Genomic DNA, 19,671 nt, shown 5'->3' with positions numbered 1-19,671 from the left:
GGTTGAACGCAACCTGCAGATATGCATGTAGCGAGTGCAAAAATCTCATTGCACTCGCTACATGGGATGAGCTATTCGGGTCTCGCTACCTGGACGCCGGTGAGTTACTCGGGTCTCGCTACCTCGGCGCCCACCGACGAAGCGCTCAAGCAAGAACTACCGAGGAAGCTCGGCGCGGTTGGAGTACGTGGACAGGTAGTCCGCGTGCACCACTGGGCGCTGCGCGATATCAGGCAAGTCATTGGTGGACTTTCCGATGATGCCGTCCAGCATCGTGGAATCGTAGCTGACCTCGCCACGGCCCACCAGGCGCCCTTCGTCGGACACGATGTCCACTACGTCGCCCTGGGAGAAATCGCCTTCCACGCGGGTAATACCCACGGACAACAGCGACTTGCGTCCCTCGATGACCGCATCCACAGCACCCTTATCCAAGTGCAAGCGACCATGGGACTCGGCCGCGTAGAGGACCCAGAACTTCCATGCGGACAAACGATCTTCGCGTGGCCAGAAGCAGGTTCCCACCTGGGCTTCATTCAGTGCGGCGCCGATGTTATCCATAGAGGTCAGCAGCACGGGCACGCCCGCGCGGGAAGCCAGCCGGGCTGCGGAAACCTTGGCTGCCATGCCGCCGGTACCCAAGCGGCCACCGTCGCCGGCCACCACTCCGCGCAAATCCTTGCCGGACTTCACCTCGGGCACAAACTGCGCGCCAGGCTCAGCGGGGTTACGGTCAAACAGGCCGTCCACGTCAGAGAGCAAGAACAGAGCATCAGCGAAGGCGAGGTGGCTGACCAGTGCAGCGAGGCGATCGTTATCGCCGAAGCGCATATCGGAGGTGGCCACCGTGTCGTTCTCGTTCACAATCGGAACGGCCTTCAACTGGCGCAGACGGTCCACAGTGCGCTGGGCATTACGTGCGCGATCGCGAACCCCGGCGTCGGACGCAGTCAACAACACCTGGCCGATCGTTCGACCGTAACGGGCAAAACTACGCGCCCACTCCTGAGCCAACAGCACCTGTCCCACGGAGGCAGCAGCCTGCTTGGTCGCCAAGTCGGTGGGCTTCTGGCTGAGCTCCAAAGGACCCATGCCGCAGGCCACAGCACCGGAGGACACCACGATCACGTCGGTGCCTCGTGCCATGCGCGCCTCGAGGGCATCGGCAATGGTATCGATGCGATCTGGGTCCACGCGGCCGTCGTCGTCGGTCAAAGAAGAAGAACCAATCTTCACCACGATGCGGCGCGCGGACGCGATGTCCTCACGGTAGCGAGAGGCATGGCCAAACGCTGGGTGATCCTCATCGATGTCCGGATCCGGGAACTCGATGGTGGTCGCTGGAACCACCGGACCTGGGCGGTGCACCGGCCTGGTGCCGTAGCCCCCAACAGGTTGAAAGGGCTCGGCGATCTCGCTTGGGCCGGAATACACAAAACCCGATGCCGCGCTGGAGGCCCCTGGCACCTCGCTCGGCTGTGCGAAATTCTCTTCGTTATCCGCAGTTGACATGCGTCCCAGTATGCCAGCTACTTAATGTTTCGGTGAAAAACTACGCTGCATTAAGCGCATTAAGTGCGCTTAACCTTCCCAGCGCTCGGTATCCGCCTGCTCGCCGTCGCCGAAATCCAACTCGTCGATCAAGCCTCGGCGCGCCTGGGAGGCACGCTTGCGCTCGTCGGAGGTCACACGCTGGTTCTTCTCCAAACGCTGGTCCGTACCGCGGCCGGTAGGAGTCATGTCCACGCCCGCAGCGGTCTGTGGATCCCATTCGAACGTGATTGCTCCGATGGTCACCTCAGAGCCCTCCACTGCTCCGGCCTTCCACAGCTCCTGCTCCACGCCAGCCTTGGCCAGACGGTCCGCGAGGAAGCCCACGGCCTCGTCGTTTTCAAAGTCTGTCTGCTTGATCCAGCGCTCCAGCTTCTCGCCAGACACGATAAATGCATCTGGGTACTCGGGGTCCACGGAGACCTCGAAGTCCGCAAAGTGTCCACCGCGAGAGTTCTTGCGCAAAGACTGCGGGGTGATCACCTGCGCCGGCTTGGACTCAATCGGGTGATCCTTACGGTGCTGGGCGATGATCTCTGCCAGGGCGTACTTCAGCTCATTGAGTCCCTTGTGCGCCACGGTAGAGATGCGGAAGATCGGCCAGCCGAACTGCTTGAGCTCTTCTTCCTGCAGGTCAGCCATGTCTTCCGCGTCCGGAACATCCATCTTGTTGAGGATGATCACGCGCGGGCGGTCTCGCAGATCGCCCAAACCGGAATCCGTGGACAGTTCAGACTGGTAATTGGCCAGTTCCTTCTCCAAAGCCTGAATGTCATCGATCGGGTTGCGCTCGGCCTCCAAGCTCGCGGCATCCACCACGTGAGCCAGCACGGCAGTGCGCTCAATGTGGCGCAGGAAGTCAAGGCCAAGACCCTTGCCTTCGCTGGCACCAGGGATCAGACCCGGCACGTCCGCCATAGTGAACACTTCATTGCCCACATTAACCACGCCCAGGTTGGGAGCCAGCGTGGTGAAGGGGTAGTCAGCAATCTTCGGCTTAGCCGCCGAGAGTACGGAGATCAGCGAGGACTTGCCCGCAGACGGGAAGCCCACCAATCCCACGTCGGCCATGGACTTCAGCTCCAGGGTGACGTCCTTGTGCTCCCCCGGCTCACCGAGCAGTGCGAAACCCGGAGCCTTGCGTGCCTTAGAGACCAGCGACGCATTGCCCAGGCCACCGTGGCCACCTTGAGCGACGATCATCCGTGTGCCCACACCCGTAAGGTCCGCCAGCACGTCCCCGCGTTCGTTGATAACCACGGTGCCCTCGGGCACGGGCAGTACGCGGTCTTCACCGCGGGCACCGTGACGGTGATCGCCAGCGCCGTTGGCTCCACGCCCGGACTTAATGTGCGGGTGGAAGTGGAAGTCCAGCAGGGTGTGCACCTGGGAAGAGACCTCGAGGACGATGTCTCCGCCGTGTCCGCCATTACCGCCGTCCGGTCCGCCGAGGGGTACGAACTTCTCGCGGTGGACGGAGGCACAGCCGTGGCCTCCGTCGCCGGCCTGCAGGTGCAAGACCACACGGTCAACGAATTGCGGCATGGGCGGATTCCTTTCCTCATGCTGAGGGTGTTGTCTAAAGACAAAGCTACAACGAAACTGCGAGTGCTCAACGAGTTCATCTCGCACTCATAAAAAATCCGCCAGCAGGATGTCTTCCATCCCACTGGCGGTAAAACGAAGTTCGGGGCTTTAGGCCTCGACAACCTCGTCTTCAACGATGCTCACGGTGCGGCGATTGCGCTTGGTGCCGAACTGCACGGCGCCTGCCTTGAGAGCGAACAAGGTGTCGTCGCCACCACGGCCGACGTTCTCACCTGGGTGGAAAGAAGTTCCACGCTGACGGATCAGGATCTCGCCAGCCTTGACCTGCTGACCGCCAAAGCGCTTCACACCGAGACGCTTGGACTCGGAATCGCGACCATTGCTGGAGCTAGATGCACCCTTCTTGTGTGCCATGAGTGTCTCCCTCCTTAAGGAAGAGTAAGTGTCTCGGTAGTTTACTTGATACCGGCGACCTTCAGAACCGTGAGGTCCTGGCGGTGGCCGTAACGGCGCTTGTAGCCGGTCTTGTTGCGGTAGTGCATGCCGCGGATCTTAGGGCCACGGATGTGCTCCACGATCTCAGCATTAACAGTGATCTTGGCAAGCTTGTCACCGGTGGTGACATCTGCTCCGTCGACGACGAGAACCGGGGTGAGAGCCACGGACTTACCCGGCTCACCCTCGATCTTCTCGACCTTGACGAGGTCACCTTCGGCAACCTTGTACTGCTTGCCGCCGGTCTTGACGATCGCGTACATGGTAGGGCTACCCCTTTTTTCTCTCTTCGACTCAGGAACTCGCGCGCGGCTTTGCCGAAGCTAGGCTGCGTGTTCGCCCTGACTGGACAATAGTTTTCACTGCGTTCTTTTCGCTGGAGCGCTTCGGGAACTCGCGGCGATGCAAAGGGCATCTGCTAGGTGTTTCACGAACCGTCTGGGAATCCCGCGGGCAGGATTCTGGTGCGCAGCAAACGCGCACGTCGCCAGCGATTTGAACAGCGACTGCTCAAGACTACCCGCTGACCGCCGTATAACCAAAATCTCCCTGGATTGGCTCACGGCGGCGATTTTCCGCGCCATGCCAGCGCGGAACCTCCGTGCGTGGCCGGCCTAGTTGGACCGACGTACCACGCGCCGTCCGCGTCCCCTCTTTTTGTTCGACGCCACCTTCGCCTCCTTCGGCTTCTGGGCAGTGTCCTTGGGCGCAGAGTCCTTCCGGGCAGTATCCCTGCGTGCATCGTCCTTAGGTGCATCCGCCTGCTGCTGGAAGTCCTCCGGACGCGGAGGGATATCCGACCGGGAATTGCCTCGAGTATTGCGCTTGCGACGTGGCGAGGAATCGAACTCCGCCTTTGCCTCCGCAAAACTCTGTCGTGCCTCAGCGGGCTTCCGCTGCTGCTTCCGCTGGTCGCGATCTTGCCGGCCACGATCCTGCTGAGTCTGATCCTGCCGAGCCTGATCGTGCTGAGCTTGCCCCTGCTGACCCTGGTCCTGCTGAACCGCAGGCGCAGCAGAGCGAACTACCCGGCGTACTCGACGCTTCGTGCGCTTGGACTCCGAACGCTGCGCCGCTACACGGTCAGCAGAGCTGGTGGCGCGGTGGGAAGCGGAACGGGAAGAACCGGAACCCTGCTTCGCATCCTGGGCAGACTTACCGCGGCCGGACTCCTTCTTCTTGCCACCCGCAGACTGATCCGAGGAGGTCTGGTGGTCGGCGGGAGCATGGCGTCGGACAACACGACGAACCCGACGGCGCTGCGTGGCCGTGGCACCACTGCCGGAACCACCGCGGCCATTGGCCTTGTTCTCCTCGCGCGGCTGCTTGTGCTCGCGAGACTCCTCCGCGCGCTTGTTCGACTGCTCGGCATCGCGCTTGCCGTGGTTGCGCTCGGACTTGCGCTCAGGCTTGCTCTCGGACTTCTGCTCGGCCTTGTTTGGAGCCCTGCGATCGTCCTTGCGAGTTTCCTTCCGCTCTTCCTTATGCTCCTCACGGCGCTGCTTTTCCCGCTTGGCCTGCTGGCGCTCCTTACGGTGACCATGATCCCGACGCGGATGAGTGTCCTCTTCTTCCTCGTGCTCCACGGGATCTGCGTGCACAATCACGCCACGCCCACCACAGTGCTCGCACACGGTGGAAAACGTCTCCAACAAACCGATACCCAAGCGCTTGCGGGTCATCTGCACCAGACCCAGAGAGGTCACCTCTGAGACCTTGTGACGGGTGCGATCGCGTCCCAAGAACTCGGTCAATCGGCGCAGCACCAGATCCTGGTTTTCCTCCAGCACCATGTCGATGAAGTCCACCACGATCATGCCGCCCAGGTCACGCAGGCGCATCTGCCGCACGATCTCCTCGGCTGCCTCGAGGTTGTTCTGCGTGACCGTCTCTTCCAGGTTGCCGCCAGAGCCGATGAAAGATCCGGTGTTGACATCCACCACCGTCATCGCCTCGGTGTGGTCGATGACCAGGTGACCGCCCGATGGCAGCCACACCTTGCGGCTCAGCGCCTTGGACAGCTGCTCATCCAGCTCCATGCCGGCGAAGATGTCCTGGTCTGCATGCTGCTCTGGGTGCCACTTGACCACTCGGTCCTTGAGATCCGGCGCCATGCGGCTGACGTAATCACGCACGGTGGCCCAGGACTTGTCGCCATCCACGATGAGCTGGGAGAAGTCCGGATTCAAGATGTCCCGGATCACCTTGATCAGCATGTTCGGCTCTTCGTAGAGCGTGACCGGCTGGGAGCCCTTGGAGGAACGCGCCTTGTTCTCTTGCTCCAGCACGTTTTCCCACGCGCTGTGCAGACGGTTGACGTCCTCGCCGATGTTGTCCTCGGAGGCATTTTCCGCAGCCGTGCGGATGATCGCGCCACCCTCGCCCGGGATCACTCGCGAAAGGATCCCCTTCAGGCGCTTGCGCTCTGCCTCTGGCAGCTTGCGGGAAATCCCCGCGGTGGTGCCGCCTGGGAAGTACACGAGGTAACGCCCGGCAAAGCTCACGCGGGCAGTCAGGCGTGCGCCCTTGTGGCCCACGGGATCCTTGATGACCTGCACCATGATCTGATCACCCGGTCGCAGCGCGGAATCGATGCGACGGTTCTTGCTGTGCAAGTGGGGGGAATGCCAGTTCATCTCGCCGGAGTACAGCACCGCATTGCGACCGGTTCCCAAGTCGATGAATGCAGCTTCCATGCTGGCCAGCACATTTTGCACGGTGCCCAGGTAGACGTTGCCCACCATCGAGTGCTGGGTTTCGCTGGTCACAAAGTGCTCCACCAGCATGCCGTCTTCCACCACGCCCACCTGCGTGGTCAGACCCTCGTGGTCGGTGCGCTGAGAATCCCGCACCACCATGACGCGGTCCACGGATTCCCGGCGCGCCAAGAACTCGCTGCGGCTCACCACATGGCGGGATTCCTTGCGGTTCTCCTGCTTCCACCGGCGGCGGGACTCCAGGCGCGTGCTGCCCTTGAAGCGCACTGGCTCATCGACGATGTCTGCCTCGTCGCGTTCTGCGGGGTGCAGGTCGGAAGGGTCGTGGTCGGCATTATCGTCGGCGCTGTCTACCTGCTGATCGTCGGTGCGATCTTCCGCCTGGTCGCCTCGTCGGTTGTTCTTTGCCCGACGCCGGTTCCGATTATTTCCACGCCCCTTCTTCTCTGGGGCGGTTTCGTCCGCATCGGAATTCTGCGCGTCAGACTTCTCCGGCTGGGTGTCTTCCGGCTGGGTGTCTTCCGACTGCGCGCTGTCCGACTCGGTTTGTGCTGAGTCTGACTTCTCCGGCTGAGAACCATCTGCTGCAGTTCCCGCATCCACGCCGACTCGTCGCACCACACGACGAACCCGGCGCACCCGACGCTTGGGCTTCTGCTCGGACTCCGTGGACTCATTGGACTGCACCGATTCGGAGGAATCCGCATCGCCATCGTTGTTAAACAGCGGCGCGATGATCTGATCCACCGTGGCATCCGAAGGATCGTTCTCAGCCTCAGGCTCAGCCTCAGACTTAGCTTCATCAGCACTCTCAGTGTGCGCCTCAGCCACCTGTGGCGCGACCTCCGTCGCTGGCTCTGCCACCGCAACGAACTCGCCGGTAGCTCCCCCATCAGCCAACTGCTCGGCAGATACGGACTCCGGCGCCTGCTCACCCTGTACCGCAGGTTCTTCGACAACCTTGACGTCCGGCTTGGCGGACGTCTTCGTCTCCGCCTTCCTTGCCGTCTTCTTGGTGGACTTCTTAGCGGTCTTCGTCGTCGACTTTCTGGTCGCAGTCTCCTTCGCGGCCTTCTTTACCGTCTTCTTCGCCGCCTTCTTGGCAGTCTTCTTCGCGGCGGTCTTGGGTTCATCCTTTTTATCCGACGCCAAGCTATCCAGCACGGTCTCTATCTGCTGCTTGGTGACGGTCGAGGCAGCGCGCTTGTCACTGATGCCCTGCGAAGTCAGGACGCTAAGCATTTCATTGCTGGATACTCCCAGCATTTTTGCCAACGCGTGGACTCGGGTCTTCTCCCCCAATTCCGTGCGATTAATTTGTGCAGCTTGAGCTGCTAGTTTTTGGGCTTGGTTAGCCACATTTCTCCTTCATGCAGGCGGAAATCGCCTCTGAGGAATGCGTCGCAACCGAAAGCATGCCTCGGGCGACCGCTGCGCAATAAAAAGTACAGTGAGGTCTGGTTAGACATCGGCCGCATCGTCGTTGTGGGTCAATATCCATGTTCCATTCTTGCACACTCGCGGGACAGGCTGCGCATGAAGCCTGTCCGGTGGACCACTAAAGTGAGCTGCATGGAAATCACGGCGCAGCAGTTTATTGACCTCGGCAAGAACAGAAGCATCGGCGTAGGAACGCGGGCTGCTTTTGCTGCGCTCCTCGCCGTGGCCATTGCCGTGACGGTTGCCCAGCCGGGACGAACTGTGGGATTTCTGATTCTGTTGGTCTGTCTTGCCGGGTGCGCAGTGGTGTGGTGGAAGGCGATGCGCCGTCCCGGGGAGCGCTTCAATAACTACGATCCGCTCAAGACGGATGTGGAAGCCCAGCGCACGGCTACCAATTGGAGAGAAGAGATGCGGCTGTTGGGAGTGGTTGTCTCCGGATTCTTCCTCGTCAACATCGGTCGCATCTGGCCAGGTTGGGGCACCGGCCTCATCGTGGGGCTCATTGGATTCGCACTGTTCTACACGCTTCTTGGACGCCAGTTGTCTCGGCCGCAGTATTACACGCTGCCGGAGGATCTCCTGGAGGCTCGCGACGGGTCTGCAGGTGGGGAGCATGGCGTCGAAGAAAAGGGCGCTGCACAAGAAGATGCCGTGCTAGCCCGCGGCCCCGAGGCACTGATCGCCGGAGCCTATGCACTGCTGCTGGTTCCGGGCGGATTTCAAATGCACAACGCGGTAATGGTGAAGATCCTCTCTGAAAAGCTGCGCGCTTCTGAGGCGGATATCAACAACGCTCTGACGCAGGCCAAGAAGTCCGGTGACGTGGTGACCATCCGCGAACTGCGCAGCCGGGATGAAGCACTGGAGTGGGTCACCCTATCCCCCAAGTCCAGCCATCAGTACCAGGAACGGATCAAAAACGGCCAATAGCAGGACACACTCCACTAGCAAAGGCACAAGCAAAAGTCCCCGGTTACACCGATTAAATGGTGCTACCGGGGATTGCTCGTTGGGCGGGCGCAAGGCCCCACCGACAGCGTGAAGGCTTACAGGTTGGGGAACCAGATGCCGATCTCGCGCTCTGCGGACTCTGGGGAGTCAGAGCCGTGAACCACGTTCTCGCCCACGGTCAGAGCGAAGTCGCCGCGGATGGTGCCTGGAGTGGCCTTGGACACTGGGTCCGTGCCGCCGGCCAGCTGACGCCAAGCGTCGATGGCGCGCTCGCCTTCAACGATGCCTGCAACCAGTGGTGCGGAGGTGATGAAGTCCACCAGCTCGCCGAAGAATGGCTTGTCGGAGTGCTCTTCGTAGTGCTTCTCAGCGGTCTCGCGGTCAGCGGTGCGGAGATCCAGCTCCACCAACTTCAGGCCCTTGCGCTCGATGCGGGCGATGATTTCGCCAACGTGGCCGTTCTTGACGCCGTCTGGCTTGATCAGGATGAGTGTACGTTCAGTCATGGTTGCCGATTCTACAGCCCACGCGCTCCCCTCGCGCGTTCGCAGTCCCCCTTTTGCGCGGGCCTAAATGTCTAGGTGCTGGCTCGGCAACAAGCCCCGCTTCATGCGCTCCTGCAGGTTATTTCGCAGGTGGTAGATGTACCACCACACGGCGGCGAACATCAGCGCCACCACCCCCATGGAAATGTGGACGAAAAATCCCGCCACGGCCACTACCTGCAGACCGATATTCAGTACGTCGGCAAACTTGGCCTTCTGCACGAACGCGGCGGCCACCATCAGCAGTCCCAAGCCAGACACATAGATCAGGTTGAGCGTGGTGGCAGCCTCGCCATTGTCCACGCGGGTCACCACGGTCAGCACCAGCAGGATCACGATGGCTTCCATGATGTGAGTACCAGCCATCACACCGCGCACGCCCTTCAGAGGATCGTTCTTCGGCGCATGCCCGGGGCCTAGTGGCCCCATCTTGTCTTGCTGCTTGCTCGCCATGTGTCTGGCACTCCTGTCGGCTGATTCACGCGATACGTGAGGTGTACTCCGATTGGTTACTGTACTGCGCTGCAGTTCCGCCGCGAAAAATTGTCTGCTATACGGAACTAGGCAGGATCCTTGCCGAACAAGGTTCGCGCCTCACCTGCGGTGACCACGGATCCGGTGATGATTACGCCGGAACCAGAGAGCATGCCATCGTCATCTTCCTCCGCCAGTTGGGTGGCCAGCTCCACCGCTCCGGGCAGGTTGTAGGCCACATGGACGCGCTCTTCCCCAAAGGCATCGCGAGCGTATTCCGCCAACACATCCGCATCCAATGCGCGAGGCGAATTCGTTTGGGTCACCACTACTTCGTCCAACACGGGCTCCAGGTTGGTGAGGATGCCACGCGCATCCTTATCGCCCAGCACTCCGACCACGCCGATCAGGCGTCGGAAAGAAAAATCGCGATCCATCGCCGCGGCCAGCGCCTTGGCACCGTGGGGGTTGTGGGAGGCATCGATGAATACGTTCGGCGCAGAGCGCACGCGCTCCAAACGGCCCGGCGATTCCACGGTAGCGAAGCCCTCGCGGACGCGGTCGATGTCCAGCTGGCGCTCACCACCGGCGCCGAAAAAGGCTTCCACGGCGGCCAGCGCCATCGCTGCGTTATCTGCCTGATGAGCTCCCGAAAGGGGCAGGAAAATGTCATCGTAAACACCACCCAAACCTTGGATGGTCAAACGCTGTCCCCCCACGGCCACGCTGGATTCCAACACGGCGAATTCCGCACCGTCACGCGCCACCGCGGAATCCTTCTCCACGGCTTCCTCCAGCAGCACGCTCATCGCGGCCGGATCCTGCTTGCCGATCACCGTGACGTTATCCGGCGGAGTGAGCAAATCTTCGGCGTCCCAGCGGGACTTGATGATGCCTGCCTTCTCCCCCGCGATCAGCTCGATGGTCTCGCCCAGGTAATCCGTATGGTCCAGCCCGATGGGCGTGATCACGGCCACGTCTGCATTGACCACGTTGGTGGCATCCCAACGACCGCCCATCCCGGTTTCCACCACGGCCACGTCCACGGGCGCGTCCGCGAAGGCAGCGTAGGCGATGGCCACGAGCACCTCGAACTTGCTCATCTTCGGGCCACTGTCGGCCTCGCTACGCGCATCGACCATCTCCACGTACGGCTTGATCTCGTTCCAGATCGCCACGTAATCGGCGGGGTGAATGGGCTTGCCATCCACCGCGATACGCTCGGTGACCAGCTGCAAGTGCGGGCTCGTGGTCCGCCCGGTGCGACGGTGGAATGCGCGCAGAAGGGATTCCACCATGCGCACCACGGACGTCTTGCCGTTTGTGCCAGCCACGTGCACAGAAGGGAATGCGCGCTCGGGGTTACCCAGCAGATCCATGAGCAGCTCGATGCGCTCCATCGACGGATCGATCTTCGTCTCTGGCCAGCGCAAATCCAGCTCTGCTTCGGTCTCCGCTAGCGCCCGCATTTCCTCGGCGGTCACGGGGCGGACAATCGCCTCCTCGGAGTCAGCTGCAGAGGTGTGCTCGGCGTTGGCGTCGATCGGCAAGGCCAGTCCGGACTCATCGAGCGTGACTTCGCCGAACTCGGGAAGTTGCTCCAGGGCCGCCTCGATCGTCGCGTCATCGGTGGGCGCGTCCTGAGTTGTGGCTTCGAGATCTGCGTTCTCCGCGCCACGGTTGTCCTTGCTCACTGATGTCTCCGTTTCTCTGTTCTGGCTGGCGAGGTGCGTGCTAAGTAACTGAATGCGACAGCTGGCTCTAGGCCTGCGGCAGTTCGGCCAAGCGGGTAGAGATGCGCTCGTGCTCCTCGTGTGCCACGCGCTGACGCTCCTTGATGCCTTCCACGACCTTCTCTGGCGCCTTGGCCAGGAAGTTCTCGTTGCTCAGCTTCTTGGCTGCGTTGTCCAGCTCCTTCTGCGCCTCGGCTAGGTCCTTCTCCAGTCGCTTGCGCTCGGCAGCCACGTCCACGGTGCCGGAGGTATCCAGTTCCACGGTGATGGTGGCTTGAGACAAGCGCACCTCCAGCGAGGCGGTAGCGGTGAAATCTGCTTCCGGCTGTCCCAAGCGCACCAGCGAACGCACGGCTGGCTCCAGCTCCACCAGATCAGCTGCAGCGAAGTCCACGCTGGCAGGGACCTTCTGCGTGGGCTTGACTCCCTGATCACTACGGAAACGGCGGATTTCCGTGACCATCTTCTCCACGTCTTCCATACGACGCACAGCGTCCTGGTCCTGCTCTGCTCCACCGTTGGTCAGCGACTGGTCTGGCCACGGGCTGATCGCCAAGGATTCTTCGTAGCCCTCCACGCCTTCAGTGAGCGTCGTCCACAGTGTCTCTGTGACAAACGGCATCGCTGGGTGCAGCAAGCGCAACACGGAATCCAGCACCCGGCCCAGCACCAGCTGGGTATTGATGCCGCGAGCAATCTCCTCCTGGCTGGCAGCATCCCAATCACGCGGGATCTGCACCTTGGCGATTTCCAGGTACCAATCGCAGAACTCGCCCCAGGCAAAGCGGTAGAGGGACTCATTAGCCCAGGAAAACTCGTAGCGATCCAGCGCCATGTCCACGTGCTCGCGCACGGCTTCTAGACGATCCAGGATCCAGCGGTCCGCGTCAGTCAGCTCGTCACGGGCAGGCAGTTCACCCACCTGAGCGCCGTTCATCAGCGCAAACTTGGTGGCGTTATACAGCTTGGTGGCAAAGTTTCGGGAAGACTGCGCGGAATCATCGCCCACGGGCAGATCGCTGCCCGGGTTGGCGCCACGAGCCAGGGTAAAGCGCAGCGCATCGGCGCCGTAGTCCCGCACCCAATCCATAGGGTCGATGCCGTTGCCCAAAGACTTGGACATCTTGCGGCCCTGCTCATCACGCACCAGTCCGTGCAGGAACACGTCGCGGAACGGCACCTGCGGACGTCCACCGCGCTCTGCAGACGGCACGCCATTAGGGCCGCCCGCCAGCGGGGAACCGTCCAGGGTGTCCGCGAAGGTGGAGAACATCATCATGCGCGCCACCCAGAAGAACAGGATGTCGTAGCCGGTGACCAACACGGATGTCGGATAGAACTTGGCTAGCTCATCAGTAGCATCCGGCCAGCCCATCGTGGAGAACGGCCACAGCGCAGAGCTAAACCAGGTATCCAGAACGTCTTCGTCCTGCCGCCAGCCTTCGCCGGTCGGGGCATCGTCGTCGGGACCACAACACACCACTTCGCCGTCTGGCCCGTACCAAATCGGGATTCGGTGACCCCACCACAGCTGGCGGGAAATGGACCAATCGTGCATGTCATCCACCCAGTCAAACCAACGTGGTTCCTGGGAGGCGGGGTGAATCACGGTATCGCCCTCGCGCACAGCATCGCCGGCCATCTTGGCCAGCTGGTCTACCTTGACGTACCACTGCAGCGACAGGCGCGGCTCGATGGCCTCACCGGAGCGCTCGGAGTGGCCCACGGAGTGAACGTACGGGAACTTTCGGCCTACGATCCGTCCCTGCTCCTCCAAAGCTAGGCGGATCTGCTCGCGCGCCTCGTAGCGTTCCATTCCATCGAACTGTGTCCCCGTGTTGGCGATGTGCCCGGTTTCGTCCATGATCTCCGGCATGGGCAGATCGTGGCGCTTGCCCAGCTCGAAGTCGTTCGGATCGTGCGCCGGGGTGATCTTCACCGCACCGGTTCCGAATTCGGGGTCCACATAATCATCGGCCACCACGATCATGCGGCGGTCATCCAGGAATGGGTGCGGCAGCGTGGTGCCCACCAGATCTGCGTAGCGCTCGTCGTCTGGGTGCACGGCCACGGCCACATCGCCCAGCATGGTTTCCACGCGAGTGGTGGCCACAATCACGTGCGGCTCATCATCGTTGAGGGAACCGTAGCGGATAGAAACGAGCTCGCCCTCGTCATCCGAGTGCACAACCTCGATATCGGAAATCGCGGTCTGCAAGGTCGTAGACCAATTCACCAGGCGGTTCGCGCGGTAGATCAGCCCTTGATCAAACAGAGCCTTGAAGATCTTCTGCACGGCTCGGGACAACCCCTCATCCAAGGTGAAGCGCTCACGGGACCAGTCCACAGAGTCACCGATGGCCCGCATCTGGTTCTGGATGACCCCACCGTAGCGCTCCTTCCACTCCCACACGCGCTCAATGAACTCTTCGCGGGAGTAATCAAAACGGCCCTTGCCTTCGGTCTCCTTCAGGCTGGCTTCTACCTTGGTCTGGGTAGCGATGCCTGCGTGGTCAGCACCAGGCAGCCACAGCACCTCAAAGCCCTGCATGCGCTTGCGGCGCGCCATATGGTCCATCAGGGTGTGGTCTAGGGCATGGCCCATGTGCAGCTGGCCGGTGACGTTCGGCGGTGGCAACACGATGCTAAAAGGTGGCTTCGAGCTGGACGCATCCGCCGTGAAGTATCCCTTGTCTACCCACCCTTGGTAGAGGTCCTTTTCTACCTCTGCCGGGTTCCATGCAGCAGGCAGTTGGGAGGAACGGTCGGCGCCGATGGAACGTCCAGCAGCGCCGGAGGACTGGGGGTTCAGGCTAGATGTGCTCACGAATCACCAGTGTAATAGACCTCCGGACAGCCCCTTCATTCAAGGCGTAACCACGCCCAAGCCCAAGCGCAATGCGCCCACTGCTTCGTCGAGTGCGGCCCGTGCTCCTCTCCATACCCCGGTGGAATTCACGAAGGGGTGCACCAATCCTGGGTGTCGACGCAAACTCACCAGCACTCCCGCGTCTCGCATCCTCCTTGCATACTCCTCCCCCTCATCACGCAAAGGATCGAATCCCGCCACAGCTACATAAGCAGCCGGTAACCCGGAAAGGTCCTGCGCCGCGAGCGGGGAGACATACGGGCTATCCCTATCGTCCTCATTGGGTGTGTAGTGCTCGCGGTACCAACGCATGTGCTTGGCCGTGAGGAAGTAATCTTTCGCAAACTCTCTGTGGCTTGCGGTATCCAGGGTGCGCAGATCGGTCGCAGGGACAAACAACATTTGTAGCCGAGGTAGCGCTTTGCCTTCGTCCCGCAGCCGCAGACACAGTGCGGCAGCGAGGTTGCCTCCTGCGGAGTCCCCTCCCACTGCCACGCGGTGACGGTCCACCCCCGGGATCTTTCCGGACAAGGCGGCGCTGGCCACGGCCGTGACGTCGACCAATCCGGCGGGAAACGGTGCCTCCGGTGCCAGGCGATAATCCACGCTGATCACGGCCACCTCGGCTTTTGCGCAGATCCAGCGGCAGGTGGAATCGTGTGAATTCAGCGAGCCGAGCACCCATCCTCCGCCGTGCATGTAGATCAAGGTGGGCATCTCCTCTGACTCCGGTGCGGTGCCGCCTCGCCTAGCCGGGCGGTAATGACGAACTCGTACGCCGTCGACCAGATACTCCGTGACAGAGCCGACCTGCATATACGTCAGCGCGCCGTGGTGCGCCTCGTGGTCAATGATGGTGCGCCCAGCCGACGGCTCGAGGTCCGCGAAGTCTTCGCCAGATACCACTTTTAGCGCCAGCAAGGAGGCGCGGACATCAGCGTCCAGCGTGTCGCCATCGGTGTTGGTGGGTTGCCCGAACAGACGCAACACGGCGGGTGGAAGCGATGTTAGCGCACCAGCAGCACGGGCGGTGATGCGTGTGGCCAGCGGGAACGTCGGTGGTGAGACGGTGGTAGGCGCGTGAGGAGAGGTAATGTTTTATAGCCAAACATAACTCCCTTATTCCGTGGGCAGAAACGGCAATCCTCGCCGGGAGAAAGTTAGACCAGTCCTTGGTCCTTGACGGTCTGGAACTCCTCCTGCAGCTCCGCCACGGTCTTATCAATGCGCTCCTGCTGGAACTCGTTGATGCTTAGCCCTTGGACGATCTCCCACTGGCCATCAACCAACCGGCACGGGAAGGAGCACACGATGCCCTCCGGCACCCCATAGGAACCATCGGAAGGCAGCGCCACAGAAACCCAGTCATCGTCGATGCCATTGAACCAATCGCGCATGTGATCCACCGCGCTGCTTGCTGCGGAGGCTGCGGAAGAACGCCCGCGCACCTCAATGATCTCCGCGCCGCGCTTGGCCACGCGAGGGATGAACTCCTCCGTCAGCCACGCCTGATCCAACTGGTCCGCCACCGGCTTTCCATTCAGCGTTAGCTCTGTGACATCAGGGAACTGCGATGCCGAGTGGTTGCCCCACACAATCATCCGATCCAGCTCGGCCACGCCCACACCCAACTTCTCCGCAACTTGTCCCAACGCGCGGTTGTGGTCCAGGCGAGTCATGGCCGTGATCTGTCGCGGGTCGGTTCCCTCGGCATGTGCCGCCACGATCGCCGCGTTCGTGTTCGCTGGGTTGCCCACCACCAGGACGCGCACATCGGGAGAGGCAACCTCGCCGATCGCCTTGCCCTGCGGGCCAAAGATTCCACCGTTGGCCGCCAGCAGATCAGAGCGCTCCTCGCCCTTTTGCCGAGGCTTCGCACCCACCAAGAACACGGCGTGAGCGTCACGGAAGCCCTCGTGCAGATCCTCCGTCACGGTAATCTGCCCCAGCAGCGGGAACGCGCTATCGAGCAGTTCCATAGCCACGCCCTGGGCGGCCTTCACGCCCTCGCCCACCTCGATGAGTCGCAGGTTCACGCGGCGCTCGCCGAACACCTCGCCAGTGGCCAGACGCCACAGCAGGGAGTAGCCAATCTGCCCGGCAGCGCCCGTGATAGCCACGTTGACTTCTGCATTGTGCGGCTCGCCGTTGCCCTGGGTCTGGCCTGCGAGGTTGGCGGAGGTGGGTTCTTGAATAGTCATCGTGAACTCCTGCGATGGTGATGGTTTAAGGTTCAACTTCCACGGTAGTCGAACCTGCGCCTAGGGGTTTCGCTCTCAAGCTTCCCGCTGATTCCCCTCCATTCGTCTCCCCTCCACTCACCTCCCCCTCCGGGTGCCAGCAGGCAGGCCGTGACTAGCATGAGGACGTGTCTTCCCCATCAGATCCTGCGGCTTCATCTCGGCGAGACAGTGGCTCCGTACCGCTGCCTTCGTCGTGGTCGCGCTATGGGTTAACCGCCACGCAGTACCAGGAACTCATGCAACAGGCGCTGTCCGTGTTAGTGCGCACTGGTCCCGCGGTTCCAGAGGCCACCATCGCAGAGCTGGCGGAATCCGCCGGTCACGAGCCCTCTCACCAGCTCTTTCAGGACACTGAGTTGCTCTACGACGAGTGCCTGCGCTTTGCCTTATCCCAACTGTGGCCCGCGGCTGACGTGGTCTCCGCCGATTCCGTCTCCTCCGCCGTGCCCGCCGATGCGATCCGCACCCTGTTCCGCGAGTTATTCCGATGCGGACGAAACAATCCGCAGGCGCTGCGTTTCATTGTGTCGGAGAACCTCTTCGATTCCGCGCAGCTGTCCCGCCGTCACGTCCCCTTGGACGATTCCCCAATGATGCTGCAGCTGGATCGAATTCTCATGCGCGGCCACGATGTCGGAGCTTTCCGCGCGGGCATCTCCGCCGAGGATGTATACGTCCTCATGCTGTCCCTGTGCAGTTTCCCCGTCTCCATGGGGTCAACGTTTCACAAGCTCTACGGCATGAACGCCACCGATGCCAGCAACACAGCTGGTCTGGAAGCTCTGGCGACTGATGCCGTCCTCGCGTTCCTCACCACCCCCATGCCCACCTCGCAGGGCAGTAGCTACACGCATTCGTCGCTCTCGTTGGCTGTCGGCCCGTCGGTAGCAGCGACGTTGTACTCCCGCGAGCAGTCCCCCGCCCCGTTGTCTCGTGGTGTTGTTTCTTCTTCGTCCGACGCAAACACCGACTACTCAGCTACCGATCTGTATCGGCACGAGTAGCCGGTGTGCTTATCCGCTAGGCGGATTTCTTGTCCCGCTTAGCTACTTCTTCGTGGGTCAGCAGCGTGGGCTCAGCCTTGCCCGCAGCACAGTCTGCGGTGATGATGACCTCTCCGGTGTCCTCATCTTCCGGAATGGAGAACATCACTGGCAGCAGAATGGATTCCATGATGGAACGCAATCCGCGGGCTCCAGTTTCGCGAGCCAGCGCCTGCCGAGCGATCTCCTTGAGCGCATCTTCTTCAAAGGTCAGGCGCACGCCGTCCATATCGAAGAGGCGCTCGTACTGACGCACCAGTGAGTTCTTCGGCTCGGTGAGCACGCGCACCAATGCTTCTTCGTCCAAGTGCCCCACGTGAGTGAGCACCGGAAGGCGACCGATGAGCTCTGGTATCAGGCCGAACTTCACCAGATCTTCCGGCTCCACGAACTCGAACGGATTATCGTCCGCCTCAGACTTAGAAGAGATCTCTGCACCGAAGCCCAGACCCTTCTTGCCACGACGTTCCGCGATCACGCCTTCCAGACCGGCAAAAGCGCCCGCCACGATGAACAGAACGTTCTTCGTATCAAACTGAATGAACTCCTGGTTGGGGTGCTTGCGCCCACCCTGCGGTGGAACAGACGCCACAGTGCCTTCCAGAATCTTCAGCAGCGCCTGCTGCACGCCCTCGCCGGACACGTCACGCGTAATCGAGGGGTTCTCAGACTTGCGGGAGATCTTATCCACCTCATCCACGTAGATAATTCCGCGCTGGGCCTTATCCACATCGAAATCCGCCGCCTGCAGCAGCTTCAGCAGAATATTCTCCACGTCTTCACCCACGTATCCCGCTTCGGTGAGAGAGGTGGCGTCGGCGATAGCAAAAGGAACATCCAACATACGAGCCAGCGACTGGGCAAGATACGTCTTACCCGAACCCGTCGGGCCCAACATCAAAATGTTGGACTTGGACAGTTCCACCTCGTCATCAGAACGGCGGGCGGTCGCGTTGGACTGCTCCACCTGGATGCGCTTGTAGTGGTTGTACACAGCCACGGCTAGAGTGCGCTTGGCCTCGTCCTGCCCGATGACGTACTTGTCCAAGAACTTGGCGATAGCAGAAGGAGTGGGCAGCTGCTCGGAATTCTCCGAGGACGGAGCCGCGAGCATCTCCTCTTCGATGATTTCATTGCACAGCTCGATGCACTCATCGCAGATGTAGACGCCCGGGCCGGCGATGAGCTTGCGCACTTGCTTTTGGCTCTTCCCACAGAAGGAGCACTTCAGCAGTTCAGCACTTTCTGGCATACGACTTTGCTACTGCTTTCTATCGACGCGCGCAGAAGCGAGTTCCGCGCGCATTGACTGGTTGAAACGACTGCCCCCAAGAATACTCCGGGGTGAGACAAAAAAGGTGTTCCCCAGTGCCGTGTCGGACACTGGGGAAACGTACCCGCCGAACAATCGGCAGGCATATGGTGACTGCCGCGGATTACTCCTGAGCGGACAGCTTGCGGTACTCGAATACCTGGTCGATGATGCCGTATTCCTTGGCTTCTTTGGCGGTGAGGATCTTATCGCGGTCCGTATCGATGCGAACCTGCTCCTCGGTGCGGCCGGTGTGGCGAGCCAGCGTCTTTTCCATCAAGGTACGCATGCGCTCGATTTCCTTGGCCTGGATCTCCAAGTCAGAAACCTGGCCCTGTACGCCGCCGGAAGCGGGCTGGTGGATCAGGACGCGGGCATTTGGCAGTGCCGCACGCTTGCCGGGAGTGCCGGCGGCCAACAGCACAGCGGCTGCGGATGCAGCCTGGCCGAGGCAGACAGTCTGCACGTCTGGGCGGACGTACTGCATCGTGTCATAAATGGCCATCAAGCTGGTGAAAGAGCCACCTGGGGAGTTGATGTACATCGTAATATCGCGATCAGGGTCCAGTCCCTCCAGGACCAGAAGCTGCGCCATGATGTCATTCGCAGAAGCATCGTCCACCTGGGTTCCCAGGAAGATGATGCGCTCTTCGAACAGCTTGTTATAAGGGTTGGATTCCTTCGCTCCGTACGTGGAGTGCTCCACGAAGGAAGGAAGGATGTAACGCATATCAGGCATCTTCATTC

General features: G+C 61.2%; 15 protein-coding genes. 2 read left to right on the top strand and 13 right to left on the bottom strand.

Annotated elements, in window-relative coordinates; all coding sequences use genetic code 11:
* Positions 1-156: 156 nt before the first annotated feature.
* The 5 genes from proB to CS919_RS09250 all read right to left on the bottom strand — a co-directional run bounded on the left by proB (position 157) and on the right by CS919_RS09250 (position 7,670).
* Positions 157-1,512 carry a glutamate 5-kinase gene (proB, locus tag CS919_RS09270; protein WP_099299193.1) on the bottom strand — a complete coding sequence of 452 codons (1,356 nt, stop codon included), beginning with the start codon at positions 1,510-1,512 and terminating at the stop codon, positions 157-159.
* Positions 1,513-1,581: 69 nt separating this feature from the next.
* Complete coding sequence (gene obgE / locus CS919_RS09265; protein WP_099299192.1) at positions 1,582-3,096, bottom strand: GTPase ObgE; 1,515 nt, start codon at positions 3,094-3,096, stop codon at positions 1,582-1,584.
* 150 nt (positions 3,097-3,246) lie between these two features.
* Positions 3,247-3,513, bottom strand: coding sequence for a 50S ribosomal protein L27 (rpmA, locus tag CS919_RS09260; RefSeq protein ID WP_099299191.1), 267 nt, complete (start codon positions 3,511-3,513; stop codon positions 3,247-3,249).
* Between the two features lie 41 nt (positions 3,514-3,554).
* Positions 3,555-3,857 carry a 50S ribosomal protein L21 gene (gene rplU / locus CS919_RS09255; RefSeq protein WP_099299190.1) on the bottom strand — a complete coding sequence of 101 codons (303 nt, stop codon included), beginning with the start codon at positions 3,855-3,857 and terminating at the stop codon, positions 3,555-3,557.
* A gap of 351 nt (positions 3,858-4,208) precedes the next feature.
* Positions 4,209-7,670 (bottom strand): translation initiation factor IF-2 N-terminal domain-containing protein, encoded by a 3,462-nt coding sequence (locus CS919_RS09250; RefSeq protein WP_234990891.1) that lies wholly within the window; start codon positions 7,668-7,670, stop codon positions 4,209-4,211.
* Between the two features lie 213 nt (positions 7,671-7,883).
* Here CS919_RS09250 and CS919_RS09245 point away from each other — a divergent pair, with 213 nt between their 5' ends.
* Positions 7,884-8,684, top strand: coding sequence for a hypothetical protein (locus tag CS919_RS09245; protein ID WP_099299188.1), 801 nt, complete (start codon positions 7,884-7,886; stop codon positions 8,682-8,684).
* A 116-nt stretch (positions 8,685-8,800) separates the two neighbouring features.
* Here the strand turns inward: CS919_RS09245 and ndk are convergent, their stop codons facing one another.
* From ndk to CS919_RS09215, 6 genes are all read right to left on the bottom strand, one after another.
* Positions 8,801-9,211, bottom strand: coding sequence for a nucleoside-diphosphate kinase (gene ndk, locus CS919_RS09240; RefSeq protein WP_099299187.1), 411 nt, complete (start codon positions 9,209-9,211; stop codon positions 8,801-8,803).
* A gap of 63 nt (positions 9,212-9,274) precedes the next feature.
* Positions 9,275-9,703: a DUF4233 domain-containing protein gene (locus CS919_RS09235; protein WP_099299186.1), complete on the bottom strand. Its 429-nt coding sequence runs from the start codon at positions 9,701-9,703 to the stop codon at positions 9,275-9,277.
* Between the two features lie 107 nt (positions 9,704-9,810).
* The gene (folC, locus tag CS919_RS09230) at positions 9,811-11,340 is read right to left on the bottom strand and encodes a bifunctional tetrahydrofolate synthase/dihydrofolate synthase (protein ID WP_306345852.1); all 1,530 of its coding nucleotides are present in this window, start codon (positions 11,338-11,340) and stop codon (positions 9,811-9,813) included.
* Between the two features lie 145 nt (positions 11,341-11,485).
* Entirely contained in the window at positions 11,486-14,284 is a 2,799-nt protein-coding gene (locus CS919_RS09225; protein ID WP_234990890.1) for a valine--tRNA ligase, read from the bottom strand.
* 39 nt (positions 14,285-14,323) lie between these two features.
* Complete coding sequence (locus CS919_RS09220) at positions 14,324-15,316, bottom strand: alpha/beta hydrolase (protein WP_234990889.1); 993 nt, start codon at positions 15,314-15,316, stop codon at positions 14,324-14,326.
* 170 nt (positions 15,317-15,486) lie between these two features.
* The gene (locus CS919_RS09215) at positions 15,487-16,527 is read right to left on the bottom strand and encodes a malate dehydrogenase (protein ID WP_099299183.1); all 1,041 of its coding nucleotides are present in this window, start codon (positions 16,525-16,527) and stop codon (positions 15,487-15,489) included.
* 167 nt (positions 16,528-16,694) lie between these two features.
* Here CS919_RS09215 and CS919_RS09210 point away from each other — a divergent pair, with 167 nt between their 5' ends.
* Positions 16,695-17,573: a hypothetical protein gene (locus CS919_RS09210; RefSeq protein ID WP_143341784.1), complete on the top strand. Its 879-nt coding sequence runs from the start codon at positions 16,695-16,697 to the stop codon at positions 17,571-17,573.
* Positions 17,574-17,589: 16 nt separating this feature from the next.
* Here CS919_RS09210 and clpX read toward each other — a convergent pair whose 3' ends face one another.
* Together clpX and CS919_RS09200 are read right to left on the bottom strand one after the other, a co-directional pair.
* The gene (gene clpX / locus CS919_RS09205) at positions 17,590-18,864 is read right to left on the bottom strand and encodes an ATP-dependent Clp protease ATP-binding subunit ClpX (protein ID WP_099299181.1); all 1,275 of its coding nucleotides are present in this window, start codon (positions 18,862-18,864) and stop codon (positions 17,590-17,592) included.
* Positions 18,865-19,048: 184 nt separating this feature from the next.
* The gene (locus tag CS919_RS09200; RefSeq protein ID WP_099299180.1) at positions 19,049-19,669 is read right to left on the bottom strand and encodes an ATP-dependent Clp protease proteolytic subunit; all 621 of its coding nucleotides are present in this window, start codon (positions 19,667-19,669) and stop codon (positions 19,049-19,051) included.
* Positions 19,670-19,671: the final 2 nt, after the last annotated feature.

The organism is Corynebacterium dentalis (assembly GCF_900232865.1).
Taxonomy (GTDB): Bacteria; Actinomycetota; Actinomycetes; order Mycobacteriales; family Mycobacteriaceae; genus Corynebacterium; species Corynebacterium dentalis.
This window is presented reverse-complemented; position numbering and strand designations above follow the sequence as displayed.

Excerpts from the sequence above, each read along its gene's own strand:
- CS919_RS09200 (WP_099299180.1), bottom strand. The coding sequence starts at position 19,669 with ATGAAGATGCCTGATATGCGTTACATCCTTCCTTCCTTCGTGGAGCAC.
- clpX (WP_099299181.1), bottom strand. The coding sequence starts at position 18,864 with ATGCCAGAAAGTGCTGAACTGCTGAAGTGCTCCTTCTGTGGGAAGAGC.
- CS919_RS09245 (WP_099299188.1), top strand. The coding sequence starts at position 7,884 with ATGGAAATCACGGCGCAGCAGTTTATTGACCTCGGCAAGAACAGAAGC.
- ndk (WP_099299187.1), bottom strand. The coding sequence starts at position 9,211 with ATGACTGAACGTACACTCATCCTGATCAAGCCAGACGGCGTCAAGAAC.
- rpmA (WP_099299191.1), bottom strand. The coding sequence starts at position 3,513 with ATGGCACACAAGAAGGGTGCATCTAGCTCCAGCAATGGTCGCGATTCC.
- CS919_RS09235 (WP_099299186.1), bottom strand. The coding sequence starts at position 9,703 with ATGGCGAGCAAGCAGCAAGACAAGATGGGGCCACTAGGCCCCGGGCAT.
- obgE (WP_099299192.1), bottom strand. The coding sequence starts at position 3,096 with ATGCCGCAATTCGTTGACCGTGTGGTCTTGCACCTGCAGGCCGGCGAC.
- rplU (WP_099299190.1), bottom strand. The coding sequence starts at position 3,857 with ATGTACGCGATCGTCAAGACCGGCGGCAAGCAGTACAAGGTTGCCGAA.
- proB (WP_099299193.1), bottom strand. The coding sequence starts at position 1,512 with ATGTCAACTGCGGATAACGAAGAGAATTTCGCACAGCCGAGCGAGGTG.
- CS919_RS09215 (WP_099299183.1), bottom strand. The coding sequence starts at position 16,527 with ATGACTATTCAAGAACCCACCTCCGCCAACCTCGCAGGCCAGACCCAG.